This window comes from Pseudomonas sp. GW823-FHT02C02 (assembly GCF_058797635.1).
Genome location: NZ_JBXAJV010000009.1, coordinates 159,033 through 176,682 on the forward strand (window position 1 = coordinate 159,033; position 17,650 = coordinate 176,682).

The 17,650-nt window shown below is 57.9% G+C and carries 16 protein-coding genes; 8 read left to right on the forward strand and 8 right to left on the reverse strand.

Annotated elements, in window-relative coordinates:
• The first annotated feature begins 151 nt into the window (after window positions 1–151).
• Window positions 152–1,489: an aminodeoxychorismate synthase component I gene (pabB, locus tag AC1ROI_RS17975; protein WP_102595491.1), complete on the forward strand. Its 1,338-nt coding sequence runs from the start codon at window positions 152–154 to the stop codon at window positions 1,487–1,489.
• A gap of 49 nt (window positions 1,490–1,538) precedes the next feature.
• Here the strand turns inward: pabB and thrH are convergent, their stop codons facing one another.
• Entirely contained in the window at window positions 1,539–2,156 is a 618-nt protein-coding gene (thrH, locus tag AC1ROI_RS17980; RefSeq protein ID WP_010456561.1) for a bifunctional phosphoserine phosphatase/homoserine phosphotransferase ThrH, read from the reverse strand.
• A 172-nt stretch (window positions 2,157–2,328) separates the two neighbouring features.
• Between thrH and AC1ROI_RS17985 the strand changes: the two genes are divergently transcribed.
• The 3 genes from AC1ROI_RS17985 to AC1ROI_RS17995 all read left to right on the forward strand — a co-directional run bounded on the left by AC1ROI_RS17985 (window position 2,329) and on the right by AC1ROI_RS17995 (window position 5,953).
• Window positions 2,329–3,069 (forward strand): phosphoadenylyl-sulfate reductase, encoded by a 741-nt coding sequence (locus AC1ROI_RS17985; RefSeq protein WP_010456562.1) that lies wholly within the window; start codon window positions 2,329–2,331, stop codon window positions 3,067–3,069.
• 562 nt (window positions 3,070–3,631) lie between these two features.
• Window positions 3,632–5,167, forward strand: a complete 1,536-nt coding sequence (locus AC1ROI_RS17990) for an NCS1 family nucleobase:cation symporter-1 (RefSeq protein ID WP_077748186.1) — start codon at window positions 3,632–3,634, stop codon at window positions 5,165–5,167.
• A 57-nt stretch (window positions 5,168–5,224) separates the two neighbouring features.
• On the forward strand, window positions 5,225–5,953 hold the full coding sequence (locus AC1ROI_RS17995; protein ID WP_010456567.1) for an aspartate/glutamate racemase family protein: 729 nt from the start codon (window positions 5,225–5,227) through the stop codon (window positions 5,951–5,953).
• Between the two features lie 96 nt (window positions 5,954–6,049).
• On the opposite strand, the gene AC1ROI_RS18000 is transcribed toward AC1ROI_RS17995, so the two are convergent.
• On the reverse strand, window positions 6,050–6,973 hold the full coding sequence (locus AC1ROI_RS18000; protein ID WP_010456568.1) for a LysR family transcriptional regulator: 924 nt from the start codon (window positions 6,971–6,973) through the stop codon (window positions 6,050–6,052).
• Window positions 6,974–7,098: 125 nt separating this feature from the next.
• On the opposite strand from AC1ROI_RS18000, the gene AC1ROI_RS18005 reads away from it, so the two are divergent.
• On the forward strand, window positions 7,099–7,845 hold the full coding sequence (locus tag AC1ROI_RS18005) for a 3-oxoacyl-ACP reductase family protein (protein WP_083376053.1): 747 nt from the start codon (window positions 7,099–7,101) through the stop codon (window positions 7,843–7,845).
• A 119-nt stretch (window positions 7,846–7,964) separates the two neighbouring features.
• On the opposite strand, the gene AC1ROI_RS18010 is transcribed toward AC1ROI_RS18005, so the two are convergent.
• Window positions 7,965–8,660 carry an HAD-IA family hydrolase gene (locus AC1ROI_RS18010; protein ID WP_010456572.1) on the reverse strand — a complete coding sequence of 232 codons (696 nt, stop codon included), beginning with the start codon at window positions 8,658–8,660 and terminating at the stop codon, window positions 7,965–7,967.
• Between the two features lie 252 nt (window positions 8,661–8,912).
• On the opposite strand from AC1ROI_RS18010, the gene AC1ROI_RS18015 reads away from it, so the two are divergent.
• The 3 genes from AC1ROI_RS18015 (at window position 8,913) to AC1ROI_RS18025 (ending at window position 14,911) form a co-directional block, all read left to right on the forward strand.
• The gene (locus AC1ROI_RS18015; RefSeq protein ID WP_102595492.1) at window positions 8,913–13,787 is read left to right on the forward strand and encodes an RHS repeat-associated core domain-containing protein; all 4,875 of its coding nucleotides are present in this window, start codon (window positions 8,913–8,915) and stop codon (window positions 13,785–13,787) included.
• Window positions 13,777–14,178: a hypothetical protein gene (locus tag AC1ROI_RS18020; protein ID WP_102595493.1), complete on the forward strand. Its 402-nt coding sequence runs from the start codon at window positions 13,777–13,779 to the stop codon at window positions 14,176–14,178. Before AC1ROI_RS18015 ends, AC1ROI_RS18020 begins: the two co-directional genes overlap by 11 nt.
• Window positions 14,179–14,503: 325 nt before the next feature.
• Window positions 14,504–14,911, forward strand: coding sequence for a hypothetical protein (locus AC1ROI_RS18025; protein ID WP_102595494.1), 408 nt, complete (start codon window positions 14,504–14,506; stop codon window positions 14,909–14,911).
• A 580-nt stretch (window positions 14,912–15,491) separates the two neighbouring features.
• Here the strand turns inward: AC1ROI_RS18025 and AC1ROI_RS18030 are convergent.
• The 5 genes from AC1ROI_RS18030 to AC1ROI_RS18050 form a co-directional block, all read right to left on the reverse strand.
• Window positions 15,492–15,704 (reverse strand): hypothetical protein, encoded by a 213-nt coding sequence (locus AC1ROI_RS18030; RefSeq protein WP_102595328.1) that lies wholly within the window; start codon window positions 15,702–15,704, stop codon window positions 15,492–15,494.
• Between the two features lie 106 nt (window positions 15,705–15,810).
• Window positions 15,811–15,993 carry a hypothetical protein gene (locus AC1ROI_RS18035; protein WP_010456579.1) on the reverse strand — a complete coding sequence of 61 codons (183 nt, stop codon included), beginning with the start codon at window positions 15,991–15,993 and terminating at the stop codon, window positions 15,811–15,813.
• A 127-nt stretch (window positions 15,994–16,120) separates the two neighbouring features.
• Entirely contained in the window at window positions 16,121–16,549 is a 429-nt protein-coding gene (locus tag AC1ROI_RS18040) for a glycine zipper domain-containing protein (protein WP_010456581.1), read from the reverse strand.
• 193 nt (window positions 16,550–16,742) lie between these two features.
• Window positions 16,743–17,114, reverse strand: coding sequence for a hypothetical protein (locus tag AC1ROI_RS18045; RefSeq protein ID WP_010456583.1), 372 nt, complete (start codon window positions 17,112–17,114; stop codon window positions 16,743–16,745).
• Between the two features lie 326 nt (window positions 17,115–17,440).
• Entirely contained in the window at window positions 17,441–17,626 is a 186-nt protein-coding gene (locus tag AC1ROI_RS18050) for a hypothetical protein (protein ID WP_010456584.1), read from the reverse strand.
• Between the last annotated feature and the right edge of the window lie 24 nt (window positions 17,627–17,650).

The following is a 17,650-nucleotide window of genomic DNA, read 5'->3' on the forward strand; positions in this document are numbered from 1 at the left end:
AGGAGCGAGGCTTGCCCGCGAAGACTGACTAACAGTCACCAAACCTCGCAACCCTGTCCCCAATCTGCCAATCCCCGACATCCCCTCTAGGAGCAAATCCTGCAGAGGACTACAATCGCACCCCCGCCTCGATGGCTGATCTGCCCCGCCCATGTTGACCTGTTCCGTACACCCGCTGCCCTATCGCGCCAACCCCGCCGAGTACTTCGCGGCGATTCGCCATGCCCCCGGTGCCGTGCTGCTCGACAGCGGCCGGCCCACCGCTGATCGCGGGCGTTATGACCTGCTCAGCGCCTGGCCGCTGCAGCAAATAGCGGTGTTGCCTGACGAAAGTGGCAGCGATTTCCTGCAACGCCTTCGCGACCATCTGGCACGACTGGGTGAAGCGGCAGTCTCCGATGAGCTGCCATTCGCCGGCGGGCTGATCGGTTATCTGAGTTATGACTTCGGACGGCATCTTGAACACCTGCCGAGCCAGGCGCAGGACGACCTGCAATTGCCGGATGCGCGTTTCGGGCTGTACGACTGGGCATTGATCAGCGATCACCATTTGGCTACCAGTCAACTGGTGTTCCACCCGACACTGATCGACAGCGAGCGCCAGCGCTTGATCGCCTTGTTCAGTCAGCCTGCGGTTGAGCCGATCGAGCCGTTCAGTTTGAAAGCCCCGATGAAGGCCGACCTGAGCGCTGACGAGTATCGCCACGCACTTGAGCGCATTCAGCAGTACATCCAGGCGGGCGATTGTTATCAGGTGAACTTCGCCCAGCGCTTTCGTGCGCAATGTGCAGGTGATCCGTGGGCCGCGTATGTCGCGCTGCGGGCCGCGTGCCCGACACCGTTTTCCGGTTTCCAGAGCCTGCCCGACGGCGGTGCAGTGTTGAGTCTGTCGCCTGAGCGCTTCGTCAAAGTCAGTGAACGTCATGTGGAAACCCGCCCGATCAAAGGCACCCGTCCGCGTGGCCTGACGGCTGCCGAAGACGCCGCGAACGCTGCCGAACTGCTGGCCAGTCCCAAGGACCGTGCCGAGAACCTGATGATCGTCGACCTGCTGCGCAACGACCTCGGTCGCACTTGCCGCATCGGCTCGGTGCGGGTGCCGGAGTTGTTCAGCCTGGAAAGCTATCCGAATGTGCATCACCTGGTGAGCAGCGTGACCGGCGAACTGGCGGATGACCGGGATGCGCTGGATCTGATCGCTGGCAGTTTTCCGGGCGGATCGATTACCGGTGCACCGAAGATTCGTGCCATGCAGATCATCGACGAGCTGGAGCCGACCCGACGTGGGTTGTACTGCGGCTCGTTGCTGTACCTGGACGTGCGCGGCGAGATGGACAGCTCCATCGCCATTCGCAGCTTGCTGGTCAAGGATGGGCAAGTGTGCTGCTGGGGCGGTGGCGGGATTGTCGCGGACTCGGAATGGCAGGCGGAGTATCAGGAATCGATTACCAAGGTGAAGGTTCTGCTCGACACCCTGCAAAACCTTTGATTCCGGGCTTTTGTGGCAAGGGAGCTTGCTCCCTCGCCACAGGCAGGGTTTACAGACTTAGGGCCCGATTCGAAGCCTTGATGAACTCCTGCTTCAAGTCCTCAAAGGTATGCACCGCAGGGAACTGCGGAAACTCGCGAATCACATTATCCGGCGCATGAAACAGAATCCCCGCATCCGCCTCACCGAGCATGGTGGTGTCGTTGTAGGAATCCCCTGCCGCAATGACCCGATAGTAAAGACTCTTGAACGACAGAACCGACTGCCGCTTCGGATCTTTCTGACGCAACTGATAGCTCGTCACCCGTCCCGAATCGTCGGTAATCAGGCGATGGCACAGCAAAGTCGGGAAGCCCAGTTGACGCATCAGCGGCTGGGAAAACTCGTAGAACGTGTCCGACAGAATCACCACCTGGAACCGCTCACGCAGCCAGTTGACGAACTCGATGGCGCCGTCCAGCGGCTTCAGCGTCGCGATCACTTCCTGGATGTCAGTGAGTTTCAAGCCGTGCTCGTCGAGAATCCGCAGGCGCTGCTTCATCAGCACGTCGTAGTCGGGAATGTCCCGGGTGGTCGCCCTCAGGGATTCAATACCGGTTTTTTCAGCGAACGCGATCCAGATTTCCGGGACCAGCACACCTTCGAGATCCAGACAGGCAATTTCCACAAGACACTCCCATTTGTATTGATTATTGAGTCGAGCGAGTAAAAGACTGCCGAACTCTAGCGACTCAGGCTGCCCCGCGCAACGCACAGGGCGCGCCCGCCGCCGCAGGATTTTGTTACCATCAGCCCCATATAGAGCGCCCAGCGCCACCGACCTGTAGGAAGCCGCCCTGATGAGCCCATCGTTCGATGTTGTGGAACTCGCCACGACCTATGCCAACAAATCCGCCCAGGACATCCTGAAACTTGCGTTTGCCGAGTTTGGCGATGACCTGTGGATATCTTTCAGCGGCGCCGAAGACGTGGTGCTCGTGGACATGGCCTGGAAGCTGAACAAGAACGTCAAAGTGTTCAGCCTCGACACCGGTCGCTTGCACCCGGAGACCTACCGCTTCATCGATCAGGTGCGCGAGCACTACAAGATCGACATTGAGCTGGTGTCCCCGGACTACACGAAACTGGAGCCGTTCGTGAAGGAAAAAGGCCTGTTCAGTTTCTACAAGGATGGCCATGGCGAGTGCTGCGGCATCCGCAAGATCGAACCGCTGCGTCGCAAACTGTCGGGCGTGAGCGCCTGGGCCACCGGCCAGCGTCGGGACCAGAGCCCGGGTACCCGCAGCGCTGTTGCGGTGATGGAAATCGACACCGCGTTTTCCACCCCGGAACGCACCCTCTACAAATTCAACCCGCTGGCGCAGATGACCAGCGAAGAGATCTGGGGTTACATCCGCATGCTCGAACTGCCGTACAACAGCCTGCACGAACGCGGCTTCATCAGCATTGGCTGCGAACCCTGCACTCGCCCGGTCCTGCCGAACCAGCATGAACGTGAAGGCCGTTGGTGGTGGGAAGAGGCGACGCAGAAAGAATGCGGGCTGCATGCGGGGAATATCATCAGCAAGTCCAAGGCCTGAGCACGAGCCGGGTGAATTCCCCTGTGGGAGCGAGCCTGCTCGCGATAGCGGTGTAACAGTCAACGATACTGTTGAATGCCCCGGCAAGCCGGTCTCACTCCCACAGGCTTAGTGTTCTGTTTTATAAATGTGTACACACGAATGTCACCATAGGTGCCATTTATGTGTGCACTTTTGTTTTCTGCGCCCCAAAAAGTTACACCCTCTTTTCCTGACTTCCCCAGTCGAGTTTTCCCACCTCCTCCGACAAAAAATAAATACCTGTTCAACCGGTCAATTTATATCGCCTTTTTTTCAGTCACTTATCGTGATTCATCAACAAAACGAAATGAGAACCTATTTTTATAGATCGGTAGCTGGCATGGATCTGGCTTAAGTGCATACATGTTTTGTATACAATCAACTCAAAACATACACACACTTAGATCCGCAAGCCTGAAGCGCCCTATCCCGTACAGGCTGCAGATGCCCCGTAACCAATGATGCTTTTGCCCGCGACGAAGATTTGTCGAGCTCACGCTCATGCACAGTCATCGCGACGCCAAGCTCGGAGCCTGCCGGAATGCGTACTAGCCTCTCCAATAACAACATCGCGCTGGATCTGCCCTCCTTTCCACCCACCGCTCAAGATCAAACTGTTCAAGAACCCGTGGTGCTCAGCCCGCGCCTGCACAACAAGGACCTGGCGCCGACCAAGGCCGAAGGCCGACGCTGGGGCCGCTACAGCATCTTCGCCCTGTGGACCAACGACGTTCACAACATCGCCAACTATTCCTTCGCCATTGGCCTGTATGCGCTGGGTCTGGGTGGCTGGCAGATTCTGTTGTCCCTGGGGATCGGCGCGGCGCTGGTGTATGGCTTCATGAACCTTTCCGGCTACATGGGACAAAAGACCGGCGTGCCGTTTCCTGTCATCAGCCGGATCAGTTTCGGTATCCACGGGGCGCAAATTCCTGCGTTGATCCGCGCCATTATCGCCATCGCCTGGTTCGGCATTCAGACGTACCTGGCGTCCGTAGTGTTTCGCGTGCTGCTGACGGCGGTGCATCCCGGCTTCGCCGACTACGACCACAACTCGATCCTTGGCCTGTCGAGCCTGGGCTGGGTATGTTTCGTGGCGATCTGGCTGGTGCAACTGGGCATCCTCGCCTACGGCATGGAAATGGTACGGCGCTATGAAGCGTTCGCCGGGCCGGTGATTCTGCTGACCGTCGCCGCGCTCGCCGCCTGGATGTACACCCAAGCCGACGCAACCATCGCGTGGTCGATCCGCGAGCCGCTGACCGGTGGCGAGATGTGGCGCAATATTTTTGCCGGCGGCGCATTGTGGCTGGCGATCTACGGGACGTTGATCCTCAACTTCTGCGACTTCGCCCGTTCATCGCCGTGCCGCAAAACCATCAAGGTCGGAAATTTCTGGGGCTTGCCGGTGAATATTCTGGTGTTCGCGGCCATCACCGTCCTGCTTTGTGGTGCGCAATTTCAGATCAATGGCCGGATCATCGAAAGCCCGACTGAAATCATCGCCTCGATCCCCAACACCTTCTTCCTGGTGCTCGGCTGCCTGGCGTTCCTGATCGTCACCGTAGCGGTGAACATCATGGCCAACTTCGTCGCCCCGGCGTTCGTGCTCAGTAACCTGGCGCCTAAATACCTGACCTTCCGCCGCGCCGGGCTGATCAGCGCAACCATCGCGGTGCTGATCCTGCCGTGGAACCTCTACAACAGCCCACTGGTGATCGTGTATTTCCTGTCCGGCCTCGGCGCCCTGCTAGGCCCGTTGTACGGCGTGATCATGGTCGACTACTGGCTTGTACGAAAAGGCCAGGTCAACGTGCCGCAGTTGTACAGCGAAGACCCCAACGGCGCTTATTACTACAGCCGCGGGGTCAATTTACGCGCCGTAGCGGCGTTCATTCCTGCCGCATTGATTGCCATCGTCCTGGCGCTGGTGCCGGGCTTCCACCTCGTTTCACCGTTCTCGTGGCTGATCGGCGCCGGGATTGGCGCAATGCTCTACCTGATCATCGCCAAGCGACAGCCCCATTACGCCGACGTCAGCGGTGAAAGCATCGCAGTCGACAACGTCTGCCACTAATCCACTCGCGGCCCGCCAGCGACGGGCCGCAGAACCGCCCTGCAATAAGGACTACTCATGCGAATTCTCGTGGTCAACGTCAACACCACCGAATCCATCACCCAGGCCATCGCCCGATCCGCCCAGGCGGTGGCCGCGCCGGGAACGGAAATCGTCGGCCTGACGCCCTACTTCGGCGCCGACTCCATCGAAGGCAATTTCGAAAGTTATCTGGCCGCCATCGCCGTAATGGACCGGGTCATGGCCTACGACCAGCCCTTCGATGCGGTGATCCAGGCCGGCTACGGCGAACACGGTCGCGAAGGCTTGCAGGAATTGCTCAACGTGCCGGTGGTGGACATCACCGATGCAGCGGCCAGTACGGCGATGTTCCTCGGCCATGCCTATTCGGTGGTCACCACCCTGGACCGCACCGTGCCCCTGATCGAGGACCGGCTAAAACTGTCGGGGCTGTGGGACCGCTGCGCGTCGGTGCGGGCCAGTGGTCTGGCGGTGCTGGAACTGGAATCCGATCCGCAACGGGCGCTGGAGGCGATTGTCCGTCAGGCGGAACTGGCGGTGCAGGAAGACAAGGCCGAAGTGATTTGCCTGGGCTGCGGCGGCATGGCCGGGCTGGATGAACAGATTCGCCAGCGCACCGGGGTTCCAGTGGTGGATGGCGTGACGGCGGCGGTGACCATTGCCGAATCGCTGGTGCGATTAGGGTTGTCCACTTCCAAGGTGCGGACGTATGCGACGCCACGGCCGAAGAACATTATTGGTTGGCCGGGGCGGTTCGGGCGGTAGACCGCGTTATCGTTCATCGCGAGCAGGCTCGCATTGGATCTGTGTCATTCACAAATCCCCTGCTCGCGAAAGCAGCGACTCGGTCTCAAGCCAGGCTCAAACCGCACTGAACCGCTGCACCCACCCCCGCTCCGCAAACTGCTCAATAATGAAATCCACAAACGCCCGGGTCTTGCCCGGCAGCAGTTTGTGTTCCGCGTAATAGATAGAAATGTTGCCGTCGTCGACATACCAGTCCGGCAACACCCGTTGTAACGTCCCGGCTTCCAGATACCCCACAGCAAACGGCATGCTTACCAACGCAATGCCCAACCCCTGCGCCGCCGTCGCACACGCCGCTTCCGAATCGCTCATGGTCATGCGCGCCTTCAGCGCCAGCGGGTTGTGTTGCTGAGTACGACTGGTCAATTGCCAGGAACGCACCCGACCGGTCTGTGGGGAGCGGATCAGGATGCCGTCGTGGTCCTTGAGTTGATCAGGCTCGACGATCACAGGCCGCGCCGCCAGATACTCCGCCGACGCCACCAGCACCCGATGCGCCGGCGTCAGCTTGCGCGCCACCACGCCTTGCGGCAGCTCAAATCCCCCACCAATCGCCGCATCGAAGCCCTGAGCGATCAGATCGACCTGCCGGTTGTCGAAATGCCAATCCGGGTTGATCGCCGGAAATCGCCGCAGAAACTCGCCCAGTAAGGGCACCACATATAAACGCCCGAACACCGTGCCCATGCTGACTTTCAGTGTTCCCGCTGGCCGACCCTCAGCGCTGGCGAGGTTGGCCACCGCATTCTGGATCGTGTGAAGGCTGGAACTGACTTCGCCGAGAAACAGGTGACCTGCCTCGGTCAGCGTCAGGCTTCGCGTGCTGCGCTGGAACAGCCGCACACCCAGCCGGGCCTCAAGCTTGGCAACACTTTTGCCGACCGCCGCCGGGGTCAGGCTCAAGCGTCGCGCGGCTTCGGCGAAGCTGCCAACCTCGGCGCTGCGCACGAAGCATTCGATACTGCTGAAGGTTTCCATAGGCGCCACTATAAACTTCTGGTTTACACAGACTATCGTAATTGCCGTCTACACAGCGTGTAATCCGCAATCAATACTAGGCTCCATCAACCGAGGCATCTCGCCTCGGGACTTCGGAGATCGTTATGACTACTCAGAACCTCAGCGGCAAAGTGGCTTTGATTCAAGGCGGGTCCCGCGGCATCGGCGCCGCCATCGTCAAACGCCTGGCCGCTGAAGGCGCAACCGTTGCCTTCACCTATGTCAGCTCCACGGCCAAAGCCGAAGCCTTGCAAGACAGCATCACCGGCAATGGCGGCAAAGCCCTCGCCATCAAGGCCGACAGCGCTGACGCCGAGGCCATTCGCCGCGCCGTGACCACCACCGTAGAAACTTTTGGTCGCCTCGACATCCTCGTCAACAACGCCGGCGTGCTGGCCGTTGCGCCACTGGAGGATTTCAAACTCGAAGATTTCGACCAGACCCTGGCCATCAACGTGCGCAGCGTGTTCATCGCCACCCAGGCCGCCGCCAAACACATGACTGAAGGCGGTCGCATCATCAACATCGGCAGCACCAACGCCGACCGCATGCCCTTCGCCGGTGGCGGCCCTTACGCCATGAGCAAATCAGCGCTGGTAGGTCTGACCAAAGGCCTGGCCCGCGACCTCGGCCCGCGCGGCATCACCATCAACAACGTGCAACCGGGCCCGGTCGACACCGACATGAACCCGGCCGACGGTGACTTCGCTGACAGCCTGATCCCGCTGATGGCGGTGGGCCGTTACGGCACTTCCGAGGAAATCGCCAGCTTTGTGGCCTATCTGGTCGGGCCGGAAGCCGGTTACATCACAGGGGCGAGCCTGACCATCGACGGTGGTTTTGGCGCCTGATGCGCTAGACGCAATCACAATGTGAGGGCGAGCCTGCTCGCGAAGACGGTGCGTCAGGCGACATTGATGTCGTCTGACCTTCCGCTTTCGCGAGCAGGCTCGCCCCCACACTTTTTACTTCAAGCCCATTCGAGGGCTGGCAAACCACAAGCACTCGGCTTGAACGCCTTCAACGAACGAAGAATGCCATCGGCATGCGCATACTTTTCGTCAGCCATCGCCGCGTCGGGAATCGCAATCGCCGTCATCCCCGCCGCTTTCGCCGCCGTGACACCGAACGGCGAGTCTTCGAACACCAGGCAGTCCTCGGGCGCAACGCCCAGGCGCCGCGCCGCCGTGAGGAAGATGTCCGGCGCCGGTTTGGCCGCGCCCACTTCAGGGTCATCGGCCGTCACGACAAAGTCGAACAGCGCAAACCAATCGCGGTGCAAGGTGGTTTTCTGGCCGAACGACTGACGCGAAGAACTGGTGCCGACCGCGATCGGAATGTTGTTGGCTTTCAAGTGCCTGACCAGTTCCTCGGCGCCAGGCATCGCCAGCGCTTGCGGAAAACGCTCGCGCATCAGCGGTTCGCGGATCACCAGAAACTCTTCGGCGGTGATCGGCAGGTCGAGAGCCTCGACCACGTACCGCGCCAGATCACCCGCGCCACGGCCGATGATGTTCTGTTTGATGCTCCAGTCGAAGACCCGACCGTAGCGCTCGGCAATCATGGACGTGACCTCGGTATAAATGCCCTCGGTGTCCAGCAGCAAGCCGTCCATATCAAAAATCACGGCCTTGATCGGGCCGTATTCATTCAGCGGTGCATTCATCGCATCTGATCCGTTTTCTAATGACATCCCAGAGGCGGCTCAGGTGCGGCCGGGTCCGTGATCGATTAAAGGATTCAGCAGCATAGCGAGCGCGGCGGTCATCGAGCAACGGGCAATCCCTGACAGATACAAAAAGTGCTCGTCGTCATTTAGCGATTTTCCCTACATAAAACGCCTCCTTTCCCGACTTCTTTACCCGTTGATCCCAAGCAAAGTCCCGCGCTCAAACTTGATCTGCGCGAGGGACTGCGAATGTTCGTACCTGACAAGGTACTGGCCTTGAATAACGCCATCGGCCTGCTGGTGGTTGCCGCCATGGACCCCGAGCGGCCGGATGTCGAAGCGCTGTTCGCTGACTTCCGGCTTTGCCTCAATGACTACGACGCCTGGGCCGAAAGTTTCTGGACCGGCAAGGCGCTGGATATCGAGCAGGTGTTCAAGGTGGGGCACGACGTTCGCCTGGTCGCGCCGAAAAACTCCACCACCCCTGTCAGCTCGACCGTCGCCGCATGCCCGGCAGCGGGTCCCCTGACCCTCGTGCACATGTTCGATGCTGCGCGGTTCGTGCCGATCGGCAACACCCCGGTGATGCTTGAGCCTTTGAACGCTGACGGTACGTTCGGCAAGCCGGTTTATGACGAGATCGGCCCTAGCGGCATCCTCGAAATCCGCGAGTGCGAACGCAGCCTGCGTTATCGCATCACCTTCTTCCCGAATGTTTCCGCTGAGCATGTCAAAGCGCTTTATGCCTCTTATCAAGGCGTCATCAGCGGTCTGGAAGGCTGGCTGCGTAACGAGTGGACGACCGAATTCGAACCCTCATGGGCCGAGTTCGCCGAGGCCGGTTTCATCAAGCGTTACGGCCAGCTGCAACAGGCCGACTGGCGCGGTTTCGAGAATTCGCTGAACGGGTTGTGGGATGACGTGAAGCAGATCTACGCGCTGATCGCGGACCTGCAAGCCAACAGTGAAAAACTCCTTGAGTACCTGGCCGAAACCGAACTTGAAACGCTGCTGGAGGCTTCAGCGGAATCCATCGCCAACCTGTTGCTGGTGTTGAGTGATGAGCCGCTGATGTTCATTCATCTGGCGGCGATCACCAGTTGGCTGAGGATGTTGCCGCCGCAGTTCATCGCCGAAGTCGTGGCAGAGATTCGCACAGGCATATTGATCGGCTTCCTGCTGGCGCGCTTCACAGGCCCTGCCGGGTTGAAGCTCGGCATCAGCGCCAAGGTGCTGGACAAGATCAAATCCGAGCGCGCGCGCAAATGGCTGGCTGCCGCGAGCCTGAGGTTGGCCGAGCTCGGCACCCAGTCCGATCTGACGACCCACGCGGGCGTACTCAAACCCCTTGCGGTCAATGTCCGAAATGCTCCGCTAAACCCCGCACCCGCCGTGCCGTTGCAGATCAACCTGGGCACTGCACCGGTTTTGACAGTGCAGAATCCAGTCGCCATCGCTCGCGACAAATCCGCAGCCATGACCCGATTGGGCCGGCAAGAGCACCGTGACGACGTTCCCGATCAAGCGAAAAATCCCAACGGCGATAGTGCCGATTGCGGGCCGCTGACCTGCACCAACGGTTGCCCGGTGTCGATGGTCACCGGCGAAGAATTGCTGACACTGGACGATGGATCGCTTAACGGCTTGCTGCCTTTCGCGTTTACCCGGTTGTACCGAACCAGCGCCGTGGAAATGGATTGCGGGCTGGGTTGGGGCTGGAGTCATTCGCTGGCGCATCGCCTGGAGCTGGACGCAGAACAGGTCGTCTGGACCGACCATGAAAACCGTCGCACGACGTTTCCACTGCCCAGCATTTTGCGTCCGGCGATTCAAAACAGCCTGTCCCGCTCGGCCATTTATCTCGGAAACAAACCCGAGGAGCTGATTGTTGCGCTGGCGGGTGAGTCTCCACGGTTCTATCACTTTGAAAATGGTCGCCTGACGTCCATCAGTGATGCCTACGACAACCGGCTGCATATCACCCGCGACCGTCAGGATCGCATTCAACGCATCGATAACGGCGCGGGACGTTCACTGCTGTTGCGTTACGAGCGCCGGCACATCGTTACGGTCGAGTATCAGTCGTTTCACCCCACCGACGGATTGATGGACGCCTGGCGTACAGAGCAAACGCTGATTGCCTACCGCTACGACGCCCGTCACCGCCTGATCGAAGCGACCAATGCTGCCGGCGAAAGCGAGCGGTACGACTACGACGACCAACACGTGATTCTCCAGCGGCAACTGGCCGGTGGGGCCAGTTTCTTCTGGGAGTGGGAAAGGTCTGGCAAGGCGGCCAGATGTGTCAGGCATTGGGCGACTTTTTCGCAGATGGATACGCGATATGCCTGGGATGACGACGGCGCAGTGCTGGTTAAAAACGCCGATGGCAGCGAAGAAGTTTACGTCCATGACGATAAGGCGCGATTGGTGCGCCGGGTTGAGCCGGATGGCGCAGAGCATCTCAACACCTACGACGACCACGGCCGATTGACAACCGAGCGCAGTCCATCAGGGGCGATCACCCAGTATCGCTACGACGAGATCGGGCGGCTGATCGCGCTGATTCCTCCGGAAGACGAGCCAACGTCCTACGAATATCGCTACGGTTCCCTGCATGCGCGATATCGCGGTAAAGCGGTGTGGAAATACCGGCGCAATGCTCAGGGGGATGTCACCGAGGCCATTGATCCCGATGGCCACATCACTCACTACCACTACGATGCTCAAGGACGGCTGCTGTCTATCCGTTACCCGGACACCAGCCGTCATGTGTTCGTGTGGGATGCCATCGGGCAACTGGTCGAAGAGACGTTGCCAGACGGCAGTCAGCGGCGGTTTTCCTACGATGTATCGGGTCGTCAGATTGCCCGTCAGGACGAACATGGTGCCGTCACTCAATACCAATGGGACGCCGTTGGCCGACTGATCCAGACGGTTCTTCCTACAGGCGCCAGCCGCGCCTTCAGTTACAACGCCTACGGCAAAATCACCGCCGAACGCGATGAACTGGGGCGAGTCACCCGTTTTGAATACGACGATGACCTGCATCTGGTCAGCCGCCGAATCAATCCCGACGGCACGCAGCTGCGTTATCGCTACGACAACGCACGGCTGCTCCTGACGGAAATTGAAAACGAATCCGGCGAACGCTATCGACTGGACTACACACCTGGCGGACTGATCCGACAGGAATCCGGCTTTGACGGCCGTCGCACAGCGTATGCCTACGACCTCAACGGCCATCTGCTGGAAAAAACCGAATTCGGTGATGACGGCTCGCAGCTGTTTACGAGTTACCAACGGGATACGGCCGGACGCCTGCTGGTCAAAAACCTGCCCGATGGCGTCAACGTCGAATATCGCTATGACAGCCTCGGCCGATTGGTCAGCGTCGATGACGGCCACGACCATCCGCTGGAGTTCGCGTACGACAAGCACAATCGGCTGATCACTGAACATCAAGGTTGGGGCACGCTGCGCTACGGCTATGACGCTTGCGGCAAGCTCAACCATCTGCGTCTGCCGGACAACAGCCAACTCGACTATCACCACGCCAAGGGCGGTGCGCTGACAGCCATCGACCTTAACGGCACACGACTTACAAGCCACACATATAAAGCCGACCGCGAACTGCAACGTCAGCAAGGCATGTTGTCGAGCCGGTACGACTACGATGAACAGGGTCGCCTGAAAGCTCACGCTATCAGCCAACCCCAGCATCCGCTGTATCGGCGCGACTATACCTACAGCGTCAACGGCAATCTCGAACACATCGCCGACACCCGTCATGGCCAACGCAGCTATCAATACGATCCGCTTGACCGCCTGATCCGCGTCCGCCACTCCCGCGACCAGCAGCCCGAAAGTTTCGCCCATGACCCCGCCGGCAACCTGTTGATGCAGGACCGGCCAGGCCCAGCCACCCTCAAAGGCAATCGCCTGCTGATGCATGGCGATCGCCATTTCGACTACGACGCCTTCGGCAACCTGATCCGCGAGCGCCGCGGCGCCGCCCAAAAACTCGTCACCGAGTACCGCTACGACTGCCAGCACCGCTTGACCGGCGTCACCCTGCCGAACGGCAACACCGCCAGCTACCGCTACGATGCCTTCGGCCGCCGCATCTGTAAAACCGTCGACGACCACATCACCGAGTACTTCTGGCAGGGCGACAACCTCGTTGCCGAAAGTGGCCGCGAGCATTACCGCAGCTACGTCTACGAACCCGGCACCTTCCGCCCGTTGGCCATGCTCGACGGCAAAGGCCCGCACCAGGCCTGCCCGTTCTACTACCAACTCGACCACCTCGGCTCACCACAAGAACTCACTGACTACAGCGGCGACATTATCTGGGCCGCCCAATACACAGCCTATGGCCGCCTGACTCGCCTGAACCGCGATACCCATCAGGTTCTGGATCAGCCATTGAGGTTCCAGGGGCAGTATTACGATGCGGAGACGGGACTGCATTACAACCGGCACCGGTACTACAACCCGGATCTGGGACGGTATCTGACGCCGGATCCGAGTAAGTTGGCGGGTGGGTTAAACGGATATCAGTACACGCGCAATCCAACGGGGTGGGTTGATCCGTTGGGGTTGAATGATTGCCCTGGAGGGGACGGGTGCAAGAGGCCTTCGTTTGGGGATGAGGATCCGGCGGGGAAGGTGAAGGTTGATGAGGGGGAGGCTACTCTTCCGACTCCGAAAGCAGAAATCGATTATCTTTACCGTGGTGATCTTCGTCGTCCCGATGAAATCTTTGACACTGGTTTTTTAAGCTTAGGCAAAAGTACCGATCTATTGCTCCATATATGGGACAACCGAAATCCACCAAGCAATTTCGTAAGTACATCGACTGATCGGGAAGTAGGCATCGATTTCGGCACAAGGTACAGAACTACCAAGGGTTACTTGTACACCCTGAAAAAAATCTATGGCCACGACGTGAACAAAGAATTACATCCTGACGACATTCCTTATAGTTATGAGTCTGAAATTGCAATACCTAACGGAATAGAAAGCAAAAATATTCTCGGTGCCACGCCCCTGAAAAAAGATGGTAGTTATGTTGGGTATTCCATTCCGAATCCATCAAGGAATCTGAAAAATGACAATTAAGAAAATACCTATAGTGGTGGGTGGAAAACCCGAAACTGCGACCTTGGATTATGACGAGCGGGTACCTGTGATCCGCTTGACACTTGAAAATGGTTGGAGCGAAGAATTCAAAGGCTTAGACATCTATGAGTGTCTGGGAAAAATAATTAAATCACTCCCTGAAATTAAATTTCTTTGTAAAGGAGCGAAGATAAACGTTAGACCATCTAGCATGTCGTCGCAGATGACATCCGGAATAATGGCGTACGAGCACAAAATAGGCGTCCGCGCCACAAGAAAAGATATCGTCAACATCTTCGATTTTGATGACAAAGAAATAATCAACGAACCAAGACTACAGACCGAATTCTTTCATCGCTGGTTAGAGTCCATAAAAAAAATTAAACACTAGAGCGCATACAGAGCAGCGATTTTTTAATAAAAAACACAGCCCCCTAAACATCTCTGTTATTTAAAAAAGCGCCTGAAGAGCCCAGTTTGTGCTGGGCTCATCTTCTGGAATACTCGGATTAACCATCCGAACCACCACCTCCTTCCGCACTCCCCAAACTCCCACCGCGACTCATCCCTGAACCACCGGAACTACCGGATCCTCCATTCCCACTCCCAGCCCCATTCCCGATCGGTTTAAGGGGACGGGCTCAGGGGACAGATTTATTTAGGACGGATGCCAGCTCCAAGGGCTACTCAACTCCCAACCCACGCAGGAAGTGATCGTGAACAAAACAATAGAAATATCCATAAACTCCTGCGGAGTCACCGAGAAAATTTCAATCGAATGCGACCGAAAAAATCTGACATTGGTTTTCACAACAAAAAATGGCTTGAGAAAAACTTACACGGCTTTTGATCTTTACGAATGCTTTGGGCTGTTGCGAGCCGATTTTCAGGAAATGAATTTTCTATGCAAAGGCGCCAAACTCAACGTATATCCCTCGCGTATGGCCTCGCAAATGGCCTCGCAAATGGCCGGCGGCATAGTGGCGTATGAGCTCCATATGGGACGCGCAACTGAAACTGAAGACGTGGTTAATATCTTCGATTTTGAAGACAAAGACATCACAACTGATATTCAACAACAAAGGGACTTCTATAACCGTTGGCTGCAACAGTTCACGCACTAACCACGAAGGTTAACAATCATATTTAGCCAAAGCACTTTATTAGCAAAAAAGCCCAGTTCGGACTGGGCTTATCCTCCAAGAACAACCTGGATTAACCGCCGGAACCACTCGTCCCCCCACCAGCACCACCCGTCCCTCCTCCCGCATTTCCCGAACTCCCACCACTCCCACCACCGCTCATCCCTGAACCACCAGAGCTACCGGATCCTCCAGACCCACTCCCAGAACCACTCCCCATCGAACTTCCACCACTCATCGACCCGCTTCCCGCTCCCGGGCTGGTGCTACTCCCGCTCGCATCACCCGCATTCCCACCACCAATGGAGCCAGGCGGCAACGCCTTCCCGTCTCCAGAACCCGCGTTCATTTCAGTAGACGGCGGCATCCCGCCCTTATCGACCGGTGCATCGTTGCCGGAAGACTGAGCAAACGCCGCCATTGAACTGATCGACAACACGCTGCTCACCGTCAGGACCATCAATGTTGACCTGATCATGGTGCATCTCCTCTAAAAAGGTGCGTACCTGATTTCTGGCAGCATTGGCTTTTTAAAGGTGCCGCTCAATCGACGAATGGCTTTTCAGCTGGGCTCACCGGAGCCATTGTTACCGGCAATATCCGGGTCTTCGGGGGTGGTCTCAACATCGCCACGCTTCACATCATCAGTCGGCACCTGCTCAACCGCAGTGTCGTCGTCCGGCGGACGTTGATCGCGACTCAGGGAATCGGTGGGCGAAGGCAGCGGGTATTCAGGGGTGTCGTCGTCATCGTCGACTTTCGGATCAGCATTCATAAAGCACCTCTCGAAGGGCCTGAAAAGCAGGCCCTGAAATTTCGAGGGCTGGACAATGCTTGCGTTCGATCAGTGAGACGATCGGTCGATAGCACATCAACGCCGGTCAATCGTCGTCTTCTTCCTCTTCTTCGTACTCGACGTTTCCCACATCCCCAGCGTCATCGGAGTCGTTGAGCGGGACCGTTGCATCATCCATCAAAGAACCCGGATCTTCGTTGCCGGGGTCATTGATGAACGGAAGCCCACTTGGGCCTTTTTCTTCCTTGCCTTCGGTTTCAGGAGTCATGGCAGTCCTCGCGACGTTGGGGGTGTATGACGTTCGAGGCGGCTTGCGACCAAACGTTCCGGGGACTACCAGGCAGATACGAAAAAACCCGGCCTGGGCCGGGTTTCTGATATCACTCGATGTCGAATCAGTGATGTTTATTCTTGTGTTTGTTTTTGTGCTTATTCTTATGACCGCCTCCGGAGTGGGAGCCGCCGTTGTCGTTGCCAAGGTTGTTGCCGACCGCACCACCCGCTGCGCCACCCAGGCCTGCGCCAATGGTCGAACCGGTAGAACCGCCGAGGCTGTTGCCGATCACGGAACCGCCTGCCGAACCTAACCCACCACCAATTGCGGCCTCTGTGCGACTGCCCTTGTTCGCGCCAACAGCGCTGCCCGCAGCACCGCCAACGCCGGCGCCAATCGCTGCGCCTGTGCTGCCGCCCATTTGCTGACCCACTACGTTACCCAGTGCGCCGCCAAGACCGCCACCAACTGCAGCAGTGCCATCACCGGCAGCCATTGCACCTTGAGCGACCAAAAGTCCCAGAAACAACGTGGACAATGTCAAACGCATGATATGAACCTCAAATTCCGCATCGGGGGTAAGAGTACGCATTGCGGATGGGCGTGAGTCTAGCACCTGCACTCACTGAATCCGGCCAGCGATGGAGGTTGGACATCTGCAAATTCAAAGTCTGTGAAAAACGAAACATCCAGATACGAAAAGCCCGGCATTTAGCCGGGCTTTTCGAGGTTATCGCTCAGGATCAGTGACGCTTGTGACCTTTGGCCAGATTGCTGCCCACGCCGCCGCCCAATGCGCCGCCCAAGCCTGCACCAATGGTCGAACCAGTCTTGCCGCCCAGGCTGTTGCCGATCACCGAACCACCGGCCGCACCGACGCCGCCACCAATGGCCGCTTTGGTGCGGCTGCCTTTACGTGCTGCCACGGCACTGCCGGCTGCGCCCGCAACACCCGCGCCGATTGCCGCGCCGGTGCTGCCACCCATGCTCTGGCCGACTACGTTACCCAACGCACCACCCAGACCACCACCGATCGCAGCAGTGCCATCACCGGCAGCCATCGCACCTTGAGTCACCAGAAGTCCCAGAACCAGAGCAGGCAGTGTTAAACGCATGACGAAAAACCTCAAAAATAGGGAATACCGAAAAGCCGGGGATTGAATGCTTTCGAGGAGGAAACGTCCACACAAAATCCGCCGCTCCTCGCAATTGGCGACGTTTGGACAGCTTTTATGGAAAAGGTTTTATGACAGGCAAAAAAAAGCCCGCTGGGGAACGGGCTAGGGTACTGCTTTCTAACGGATGAGCTGAGACTACGTACTTGGGTGTGAAAACTTTGTGAAAAAACATCAACAGAAAATTCTCGCTTGTCGGTCGACCTGTCGAGCCCCTCTAAAAATAAAAAAACCCCACTCATTGGCGGGGTTTGTCCGTTTGACCATTACTTCCTGGATGTCACTCGTTTTGGCAAAAACTTCGACCTGAGCACCTTGGTCGCCGCGGATCTGACTTTGCTGGTCTCGACCTGATCTTCACCGAAGCTCGCCACATACTCCGTCTGGCCACACTGCACGCAATTGTTGATTGGAAATTCTGCCCCGTCGTCTTCGATATACGGATCAGTCATAGCGCTTCCCCTCTCAAAGCGGGA

What these genes read in the sequence shown, in the direction of transcription:
- pabB (WP_102595491.1), top strand. Translation starts at nt 152, where the DNA reads ATGTTGACCTGTTCCGTACACCCGCTGCCCTATCGCGCCAACCCCGCC.
- AC1ROI_RS17985 (WP_010456562.1), top strand. Translation starts at nt 2,329, where the DNA reads ATGAGCCCATCGTTCGATGTTGTGGAACTCGCCACGACCTATGCCAAC.
- AC1ROI_RS17990 (WP_077748186.1), top strand. Translation starts at nt 3,632, where the DNA reads ATGCGTACTAGCCTCTCCAATAACAACATCGCGCTGGATCTGCCCTCC.
- AC1ROI_RS17995 (WP_010456567.1), top strand. Translation starts at nt 5,225, where the DNA reads ATGCGAATTCTCGTGGTCAACGTCAACACCACCGAATCCATCACCCAG.
- AC1ROI_RS18000 (WP_010456568.1), bottom strand. Translation starts at nt 6,973, where the DNA reads ATGGAAACCTTCAGCAGTATCGAATGCTTCGTGCGCAGCGCCGAGGTT.
- AC1ROI_RS18005 (WP_083376053.1), top strand. Translation starts at nt 7,099, where the DNA reads ATGACTACTCAGAACCTCAGCGGCAAAGTGGCTTTGATTCAAGGCGGG.
- AC1ROI_RS18010 (WP_010456572.1), bottom strand. Translation starts at nt 8,660, where the DNA reads ATGAATGCACCGCTGAATGAATACGGCCCGATCAAGGCCGTGATTTTT.
- AC1ROI_RS18015 (WP_102595492.1), top strand. Translation starts at nt 8,913, where the DNA reads ATGTTCGTACCTGACAAGGTACTGGCCTTGAATAACGCCATCGGCCTG.
- AC1ROI_RS18020 (WP_102595493.1), top strand. Translation starts at nt 13,777, where the DNA reads ATGACAATTAAGAAAATACCTATAGTGGTGGGTGGAAAACCCGAAACT.
- AC1ROI_RS18030 (WP_102595328.1), bottom strand. Translation starts at nt 15,704, where the DNA reads ATGAATGCTGATCCGAAAGTCGACGATGACGACGACACCCCTGAATAC.
- AC1ROI_RS18035 (WP_010456579.1), bottom strand. Translation starts at nt 15,993, where the DNA reads ATGACTCCTGAAACCGAAGGCAAGGAAGAAAAAGGCCCAAGTGGGCTT.
- AC1ROI_RS18040 (WP_010456581.1), bottom strand. Translation starts at nt 16,549, where the DNA reads ATGCGTTTGACATTGTCCACGTTGTTTCTGGGACTTTTGGTCGCTCAA.
- AC1ROI_RS18045 (WP_010456583.1), bottom strand. Translation starts at nt 17,114, where the DNA reads ATGCGTTTAACACTGCCTGCTCTGGTTCTGGGACTTCTGGTGACTCAA.
- AC1ROI_RS18050 (WP_010456584.1), bottom strand. Translation starts at nt 17,626, where the DNA reads ATGACTGATCCGTATATCGAAGACGACGGGGCAGAATTTCCAATCAAC.